Annotated in this window: 8 protein-coding genes; all 8 read left to right on the forward strand. The window is 38.2% G+C overall.

Annotated features, from left to right (window positions below):
• Window positions 1–277 precede the first annotated feature (277 nt).
• The 8 genes from HT699_RS04345 (at window position 278) to thrB (ending at window position 8,965) form a co-directional block, all read left to right on the forward strand.
• Window positions 278–1,123, forward strand: a complete 846-nt coding sequence (locus HT699_RS04345) for a phosphorylcholine transferase LicD (protein ID WP_001062004.1) — start codon at window positions 278–280, stop codon at window positions 1,121–1,123.
• Window positions 1,113–2,216 (forward strand): glycosyltransferase, encoded by a 1,104-nt coding sequence (locus HT699_RS04350; RefSeq protein ID WP_000225877.1) that lies wholly within the window; start codon window positions 1,113–1,115, stop codon window positions 2,214–2,216. The genes HT699_RS04345 and HT699_RS04350 overlap by 11 nt, the downstream gene beginning before the upstream one ends.
• 1 nt (window position 2,217) lies before the next feature.
• Entirely contained in the window at window positions 2,218–3,204 is a 987-nt protein-coding gene (locus tag HT699_RS04355) for a glycosyltransferase family 2 protein (protein WP_172934121.1), read from the forward strand.
• A gap of 15 nt (window positions 3,205–3,219) precedes the next feature.
• On the forward strand, window positions 3,220–4,689 hold the full coding sequence (locus HT699_RS04360) for an O-antigen polysaccharide polymerase Wzy family protein (RefSeq protein WP_172926109.1): 1,470 nt from the start codon (window positions 3,220–3,222) through the stop codon (window positions 4,687–4,689).
• Complete coding sequence (locus tag HT699_RS04365; protein WP_000461506.1) at window positions 4,682–5,716, forward strand: hypothetical protein; 1,035 nt, start codon at window positions 4,682–4,684, stop codon at window positions 5,714–5,716. The genes HT699_RS04360 and HT699_RS04365 overlap by 8 nt, the downstream gene beginning before the upstream one ends.
• Window positions 5,717–5,917: 201 nt before the next feature.
• Window positions 5,918–6,655, forward strand: a complete 738-nt coding sequence (mecA, locus tag HT699_RS04370; protein ID WP_000782675.1) for an adaptor protein MecA — start codon at window positions 5,918–5,920, stop codon at window positions 6,653–6,655.
• Window positions 6,656–6,807: 152 nt separating this feature from the next.
• Complete coding sequence (locus tag HT699_RS04375; protein WP_050223267.1) at window positions 6,808–8,094, forward strand: homoserine dehydrogenase; 1,287 nt, start codon at window positions 6,808–6,810, stop codon at window positions 8,092–8,094.
• A gap of 1 nt (window position 8,095) precedes the next feature.
• Window positions 8,096–8,965, forward strand: a complete 870-nt coding sequence (gene thrB, locus HT699_RS04380; RefSeq protein ID WP_050207664.1) for a homoserine kinase — start codon at window positions 8,096–8,098, stop codon at window positions 8,963–8,965.
• Window positions 8,966–9,048 lie beyond the last annotated feature (83 nt).

A 9,048-nucleotide genomic window follows, 5' to 3' on the forward strand; every position in this document is an offset into this window, starting at 1 on the left:
ATAATACTCAATGAAAATTAAAGTGCAAACTAGGAAGCTAGCCGCAGGCTGCTAAAAACACAGTTTTGAGGTTGTAGATAAGACTGACGAAGTCAGTTACCTATACCTACGGCAAGGTGAAGCTGACGTGGTTTGAAGAGATTTTCGAAGAGTATAAGACAGAAAAATCAAAGTTTGATAGCTATTTGGATAGCAGTCAGGCTTTGATTTTTTACAGTCTGCAATAGATTTTCACCCCTTGTTTGTGGTATAATGAAACGATACGATAGAAAGAATAATGAACAATATGACTGATTTAAAAGCAATTCAGGCTCGTAGTCTGGAGATGGCTGAATATTTTGTGGCCTTTTGTAAAGAACATGATTTGCTCTGTTATCTCTGTGGCGGAGGCGCTATTGGTACCCTTCGAAACAAGGGATTTATTCCTTGGGACGACGACCTAGACTTTTTTATGCCTCGTAAAGATTATGAGAAATTAGCAGAATTATGGCCTCGTTATGCAGATGAACGTTATTTCTTGTCAAAGAGTTACAAGGATTTTGTTGATCGTAATCTTTTTATTACCATTCGTGACAAGGAAACCACCTGTATCAAGCCTTATCAGCAGGATTTGGATTTGCCACATGGTCTGGCCTTGGATGTTTTGCCTTTGGATTATTATCCGAAAGATCCAGCTGAGCGGAAAAAACAGGTTCGTTGGGCCTTGATTTATTCACTCTTTTGTGCGCAAACTATTCCAGAAAAGCATGGTGCTCTCATGAAATGGGGAAGTCGCATTTTACTGGGTTTGACTCCAAAATCTCTCCGTTATCGCATCTGGAAAAAAGCTGAGAAAGAAATGACTAAGTATGATTTGGCTGATTGTGATGGCATTACAGAATTATGCTCAGGTCCTGGCTACATGAGAAACAAGTACCCAATCACATCTTTTGAAGACAATCTTTTCTTGCCATTTGAAGGAACAGAGATGCCTATTCCAATCGGCTATGATGTCTATCTCAGAACTGCTTTTGGGGATTATATGACGCCTCCACCAGCAGACAAGCAGGTACCGCATCATGATGCTGTCATCGCTGATATGGATAAGTCTTATACAGAATACAAGGGAGAATATGGTGGCTAAGAAAAAAATCTTATTTTTTATGTGGTCTTTTTCTCTTGGAGGTGGTGCAGAGAAGATTCTATCAACCATTGTTTCAAATCTGGATCTAGAAAAGTATGATATTGATATTCTTGAAATGGAGCACTTTGACAAGGGATATGAATCTGTTCCAAAGCATGTACGCATTTTAAAATCCCTTCAAGATTATCGCCAAACCAGATGGTTACGAGCTTTTTTGTGGAGAATGAGAATTTATTTTCCAAGACTGGCTCGTCGTTTGCTTGTAAAAGATGATTATGATGTTGAAGTTTCTTTTACCATTATGAATCCACCACTGTTGTTCTCTAAAAGAAGAGAAGTCAAGAAGATATCTTGGATTCATGGAAGTATTGAAGAACTTCTTAAGGATAGCTCTAAAAGAGAATCACATAGAAGCCAGTTGGATGCTGCGAATACAATTGTAGGGATTTCAAAAAAGACCAGCAATTCTATCAAGGAAGTTTATCCAGATTATGCTTCTAAATTACAGACAATCTACAATGGATATGATTTTCAGACTATTCTAGAAAAATCTCAAGAGAAGATCGATATCGAGATTGCTCCTCAAAGTATCTGTACTATCGGACGGATTGAGGAAAATAAGGGTTCTGACCGTGTAGTGGAAGTGATACGATTATTACACCAAGAGGGAAAAAACTATCATCTCTATTTTATCGGGGCTGGTGATATGGAAGAGGAACTGAAAAAACGAGTCAAAGAGTATGGGATTGAGGACTATGTACATTTCCTTGGTTATCAAAAAAATCCTTATCAGTATCTATCTCAGACGAAAGTTCTCTTGTCTATGTCTAAACAAGAAGGTTTTCCTGGAGTGTATGTGGAGGCCTTGAGTCTGGGACTCCCTTTTATCTCTACGGACGTTGGAGGGGCTGAGGAATTATCCCAAGAAGGACGATTTGGACAAATCATTGAGAGCAATCAAGAGGCAGCTCAGGCGATTACTAATTACATGACTTCTGCCTCAAACTTTGATGTCGATGAGGCTAGCCAATTCATTCAACAATTTACAATTACAAAACAAATCGAACAAGTAGAAAAACTATTAGAGGAGTAGCATGGAAACTGCATTAATTAGTGTGATTGTGCCAGTCTATAATGTGGCGCAGTACCTAGAAAAATCGATAGCTTCCATTCAGAAGCAGACCTATCAAAATCTGGAAATTATTCTTGTTGATGATGGTGCAACAGATGAAAGTGGTCGCTTGTGTGATTCAATCGCTGAACAAGATGACAGGGTGTCAGTGCTTCATAAAAAGAACGAAGGATTGTCGCAAGCACGAAATGATGGGATGAAGCAGGCTCACGGGGATTATCTGATTTTTATTGACTCAGATGATTATATCCATCCAGAAATGATTCAGAGCTTATATGAGCAATTAGTTCAAGAAGATGCGGATGTTTCGAGCTGTGGTGTCATGAATGTCTATGCTAATGATGAAAGCCCACAGTCAGCCAATCAGGATGACTATTTTGTCTGTGATTCTCAAACATTTCTAAAGGAATACCTCATAGGTGAAAAAATACCTGGGACGATTTGCAATAAGCTAATCAAGAGACAGATTGCAACTGCCCTATCCTTTTCTAAGGGGTTGATTTACGAAGATGCCTATTACCATTTTGATTTAATCAAGTTGGCCAAGAAGTATGTGGTTAATACTAAACCCTATTATTACTATTTCCATAGAGGGGATAGTATTACGACCAAACCCTATGCAGAGAAGGATTTAGCCTATATTGATATCTACCAAAAGTTTTATAATGAAGTTGTGAAAAACTATCCTGACTTGAAAGAGGTCGCTTTTTTCAGATTGGCCTATGCCCACTTCTTTATTCTGGATAAGATGTTGCTAGATAATCAGTATAAACAGTTTGAAGCCTATTCTCAGATTCATCGTTTTTTAAAAGGCCATGCCTTTGCTATTTCTAGGAATCCAATTTTCCGTAAGGGGAGAAGAATTAGTGCTTTGGCCCTATTCATAAATATTTCCTTATATCGATTCTTATTACTGAAAAATATTGAAAAATCTAAAAAATTACATTAGAACGGGGGTGACCAAGTGATTGATGGGAAACGATTATTATTTAGTTTGACCATAGTCAGTTATGCCTTGACGCTAGTAAGTGGAATTGTGTATCTGTTTAATAATAATAATGTTAGCTTACTTTCTACTTTATTGTTCTTGTTGGTTAGTAGCTTAATTGCTTGTTGGAATGATATCAAGTATTACTTAATCCATTTTATTTTCTATTTAACCATTTTTGTATTTCTGGTATCAAGACCGACCATTGATTATTTTAGGGATGGTGCTTTGGATACCTATCATCCAATAGCCTATCGTTTTGCCTTTATAGTTGTCATGGTTTCGATTCTGGGCTTGACCACAGGAGGCATTCTGGCTCGTTACTTCATAGCTAGGAAGAAAATAAAAGTAGCAAATATAGGAAATTCTCTAAAAGAGGTTTATATCAAGCGGTTACGCTTTGTATCACTAGGAGTTTTTCTTCTAACCTATCCTTTCTATTTCATTCGGTTATTTGAACGGCTCTTGTATCGTTTGCAGACTTCCTACTATGCCTACTATGCAAATTTTGAAAGTAAACTGCCTTATTTTACCTACATTTTGTCTACCTTTACGGTCTATGCAATGTGTATGTATCTGGCAACCAAGCCAAAGAAATTGCAGGCCACAGCAGTGCTTGTCTCCTTTATTGCAGCTAATACTATTCATTTGGCAATTGGGACACGAAATCCCTTTATTTTAAGTATTTTATTTGCTTTTGTTTATTACTTTATGCGGGAGCAAACTGAAAAAGGAAAATGGATTGGGTTTAAAGAAAAGTTAGCGATTTTTGTAGGTTCTCCTATTCTCATGTTAGCGATGGGAGTACTCAATTATGTACGGGATAATGTCCAAGTTTCTCATACAGATTTCTGGGATATCTTACTTGACTTTATCTATAAACAAGGAACTAGTTTTGGCGTTCTGGCTCGAGGTTTTCTATTTAACAGTAGCCTACCTTACAGAGATTTCCGTAATTTTACTTTTGGTCCTGTTCTTGATTATTTTGCAAGGGGAAGTTTGGGGGCCATTTTCGGAGGAAAAGCCTTTGAGCATACAACCAATAGTGTAGAGCTAGCTATTGATAGTAATAGTTATGCCCACAATCTATCCTATCTTGTTTTGAACAAGGAATATTTGAAAGGACATGGTATCGGAAGTAGTTATATCATGGAGTTGTATACAGACTATGGTATGATAGGAGTCTTTCTACTTAGTCTCTTGCTAGGTATGTTATTCATAGCCATGCTGCAAGTAGCCTATCGTTCAAAAACAATCCTATTTGCCTTGTCTTTACTCATCTTGAATAATCTATTCTTTATGCCTAGAAGTAGCTTTTCAGAAAGTTTCTTCAATTTATTTACAATGCAATTCTGGGGAATTGTTCTTGTGATTATATTTGTAGCAAAAATGCTTACAAAAGAGAACCAGTATCTACTAAACAAAGGAGAAAAAAATCATGTTTGAACATTATTCAGTAGCTGATTTATTTGCAAATCTTTACAAAAAACGAAAAGCAAATATTTTAGCTCTCATCGCTTTATTTGCTCTCATTGCTGTACCATTTACAATTAAAGCAGTTAGGAATAAAAACACTGTCAAAGATACAACAAGTTATTCAACTTATCTTAGCTATAAAATCACTCCTCCAGAAGACTCAGCTAAAACAATTTTGAATCATCAAATTGGTGGTTATAGTGATTTTTATGGGAAATTGATTGATGGTAATTTGAATGGAGCTTATCTTTTCAATGATGTAGAACCCAGTGAGTTGAAAAAAATTGCCAGTGAATTAGACACGACAGAAACAACCTTGAAAAATTCAACGAATGATTATTGGTGGAAAAAATTGACCGTCTACTATATGATTGACGATGCAGGGGTTGGTGTGAAAATTTTGACATCAAGTAAAGATGCTAATGATTTGTTAGAGCGAAAAATTGATGGATTGATTGAGAAATTTAAACACACTTTTGCAAATGTAAAAATTGAAAAATTGGAAACCATCAACTCTAAAGAATTGAATGCAAATGGTGAGACAGCACTTGGATTGAATGTGAAAAACTTGATTCTCCGTTTAGCTGTTATTGGAGTAGTTTGTGTGATTTTGGTTGTGATGGGGAATGTATTGATTTATCTCTTTAATCCAACAATCAATAGAGCAGGTGATTTTTCTCAGTATCAAATTGATTTTGTAACAGAGATTACAACAATTGCTAACCTAGCAGATGTCTTGTCATACAAAAATGCTGGACAAGAATTAACAATCGTTAGCTCAAATAAAGCTATCCTAGATAAATTGAAACAGAGTCAAGAGGCTTTAAAAGGAATGCATTTTGTAGATTTACAGGATGTATCATCTCTTTTGGAAAGAGATACAGTCCTTCTTGTTGAAGAGTACGGAGTGACTCGTTATAAGAAATTTGAACAAAGTCTTCAAATTCTTAGAAACTTAAATCGTTCTATCCTCGGTGTAGCAACCTTTAAACTATAAGCTTTCTGATGTATTAGGTCTTCAAAGTCGAACAAGAAGTTTGATTTTGAAGGCTTTTTCTATCTGTCTGCAGAAATTTTCTCTTGGAGTCTCCTATAGAAAGACCCTAGGGAAAATCTATCCGTATAGAGGAGCCTTCTTTTGATAAAATCGTAAAAATCTAGTATAATAGATAGAACTGAAAGTATGAGGTTACTAGCAATGAAAATGAAACAAATTAGTGATACAACTTTGAAAATCACGATGTCTTTAGAGGATTTGATGGATCGTGGCATGGAGATTGCTGACTTTCTTGTCCCTCAAGAAAAAACAGAAGAGTTTTTTTATGCTATCTTGGATGAGTTAGAGATGCCTGATAGCTTTCTAGATACAGGTATGTTGAGCTTCCGTGTGACTCCAAAACCTGATAAGGTTGATGTCTTTGTAACCAAATCAAAGATTGACCAAAATCTAGATTTTGAAGATTTATCGGATTTACCAGATATGGAAGAATTGGCTCAAATGTCGCCAGATGAGTTTATTAAAACCTTAGAAAAGAGCATCGCAGACAAAACTAAGGATGATATCGAAGCGATTCAATCTTTAGAGCAAGTCGAAGCCAAGGAAGAAGAGCAGGAGCAGGCTGAACAAGAAGCTGAGAGTAAGAAAGAACCTTACATCTACTACATCCTTTCTTTTGCTAAGTTGGCTGACTTGGTGGCTTTTGCTAAGACAGTGACTTTTGAGATGGAAACTTCTGAACTCTACAAGATGAATGAGCGCTATTATTTGACCATTTTAGTGGATATTGAAAATCATCCAAGTCCATATCCAGCTTGGCTGTTGGCCCGTATGCGCGAGTTTGCGGACGATAGTGACATCAGTCGTTCAGTCTTGCAGGAGTATGGCCAAGTCTTGATGAATCACGATGCAGTGACCAATCTGCAAAAGATTGGATAATCACTTCTGGAAAATTATTTCTAGATTTTAGGAAGAGCGAATCATCAGATTCGTTTTTTTCTTTTCTAGACTGAAATAGTGATTTACTATGATAGGAATTTTCACAAAATTCTGTTATAATGGCTATATTAGAAAATTTCGAGGAGATAAAGATGACAGTTAAAATTGCTTTACTAGGATTTGGTACCGTTGCAAGTGGTGTGCCTTTCCTCCTAAAGGAAAATGGAGAAAAAATCAATCAATCAGCACATTCAGAGATTGAAGTTGCTAAGGTATTGGTCAAGGATGAAGATGAAAAGAATCGCTTACTTGCAGCAGGGAATGACTTTAACTTTGTAACCAATGTGGATGATATTTTATCAGATCAAGACATTACAATCGTAGTGGAATTGATGGGGCGTATCGAACCTGCTAAAACCTTTATCACTCGTGCCTTGGAAGCTGGAAAACACGTTGTTACTGCTAACAAGGACCTTTTGGCTGTCCATGGCGCAGAATTGCTAGAAATCGCTCAAGCTAACAAGGTAGCACTTTACTACGAAGCAGCAGTTGCTGGTGGGATTCCAATTCTTCGTACTTTAGCAAATTCCTTGGCTTCTGATAAAATTACGCGCGTGCTTGGAGTAGTCAACGGAACTTCCAACTTCATGGTGACCAAGATGGTGGAAGAAGGCTGGTCTTACGATGATGCTCTTGCGGAAGCACAACGTCTAGGATTTGCAGAAAGCGATCCGACGAATGACGTAGATGGGATTGATGCAGCCTACAAGATGGTTATTTTGAGCCAATTTGCCTTTGGCATGAAGATTGCCTTTGATGATGTAGCCCACAAGGGAATCCGCAATATCACACCAGAAGACGTAGCTGTAGCTCAAGAGCTTGGTTACGTAGTGAAATTGGTTGGTTCTATTGAGGAAACTTCTTCAGGTATTGCTGCAGAAGTGACTCCAACCTTCCTACCTAAAGCGCACCCACTTGCTAGTGTGAATGGCGTAATGAACGCTGTCTTTGTAGAATCTATCGGTATTGGTGAGTCTATGTACTACGGACCAGGTGCGGGTCAAAAACCAACTGCAACAAGTGTTGTAGCTGATATTGTCCGTATCGTTCGTCGTTTGAATGATGGTACTATTGGCAAAGACTTCAACGAATATAGCCGTGACTTGGTCTTGGCAAATCCTGAAGATGTCAAAGCAAACTACTATTTCTCAATCTTGGCTCTAGACTCAAAAGGTCAGGTCTTGAAGTTGGCTGAAATCTTCAATGCTCAAGATATTTCCTTTAAGCAAATCCTTCAAGATGGCAAAGAGGGTGACAAGGCGCGTGTTGTGATCATCACACACAAGATTAATAAAGCCCAGCTTGAAAATGTCTCAGCTGAATTGAAGAAGGTTTCAGAATTTGACCTCTTGAATACCTTCAAGGTGCTAGGAGAATAAGATGAAGATTATTGTACCTGCAACCAGTGCCAATATCGGGCCAGGTTTTGACTCGGTCGGTGTAGCTGTAACCAAGTACCTTCAAATCGAGGTCTGTGAAGAAGGAGATGAGTGGCTGATTGAACACCAGATTGGCAAATGGATTCCACATGACGAGCGTAATCTCTTGCTCAAAATCGCTTTGCAAATTGTACCAGATTTGAAACCTAGACGCTTGAAAATGACCAGTGATGTTCCCTTGGCGCGTGGTTTGGGTTCTTCCAGCTCAGTTATTGTGGCTGGGATTGAACTAGCCAACCAATTGGGGCAACTCGACTTGTCTGATCATGAAAAATTGCAGTTAGCGACCAAGATTGAAGGACACCCTGATAATGTGGCTCCAGCCATTTATGGTAATCTCGTTATTGCAAGTTCTGTTGAAGGGCAAGTCTCTGCTATCGTAGCAGACTTTCCAGAGTGTGATTTTCTAGCTTACATTCCAAACTATGAATTACGTACTCGCGACAGCCGTAGTGTCTTGCCTAAAAAATTGTCTTATAAGGAAGCTGTTGCTGCAAGTTCTATCGCCAATGTAGCGGTTGCTGCCTTGTTGGCAGGAGACATGGTGACCGCTGGGCAAGCAATCGAGGGAGACCTCTTCCATGAGCGCTATCGTCAGGACTTGGTAAGAGAATTTGCGATGATTAAGCAAGTGACCAAAGAAAATGGGGCCTATGCAACCTACCTTTCTGGTGCTGGGCCGACAGTTATGGTTCTGGCTTCTCATGACAAGATGCCAAGGATTAAGGCAGAATTGGAAAAGCAACCTTTCAAAGGAAAACTGCATGACTTGAGAGTTGATACCCAAGGTGTCCGTGTAGAAGCAAAATAAAGAATAGAAGATAGGATGGGGAAACTCTTGACCAGAGGGTTTCATATCCTTTTTGTGAAAAGAAGTTTATACTCAATGAAAAT

Origin of the sequence: Streptococcus sp. 1055 (assembly GCF_013276815.1) — a bacterium.
Lineage (GTDB): Bacteria > Bacillota > Bacilli > Lactobacillales > Streptococcaceae > Streptococcus > Streptococcus pseudopneumoniae.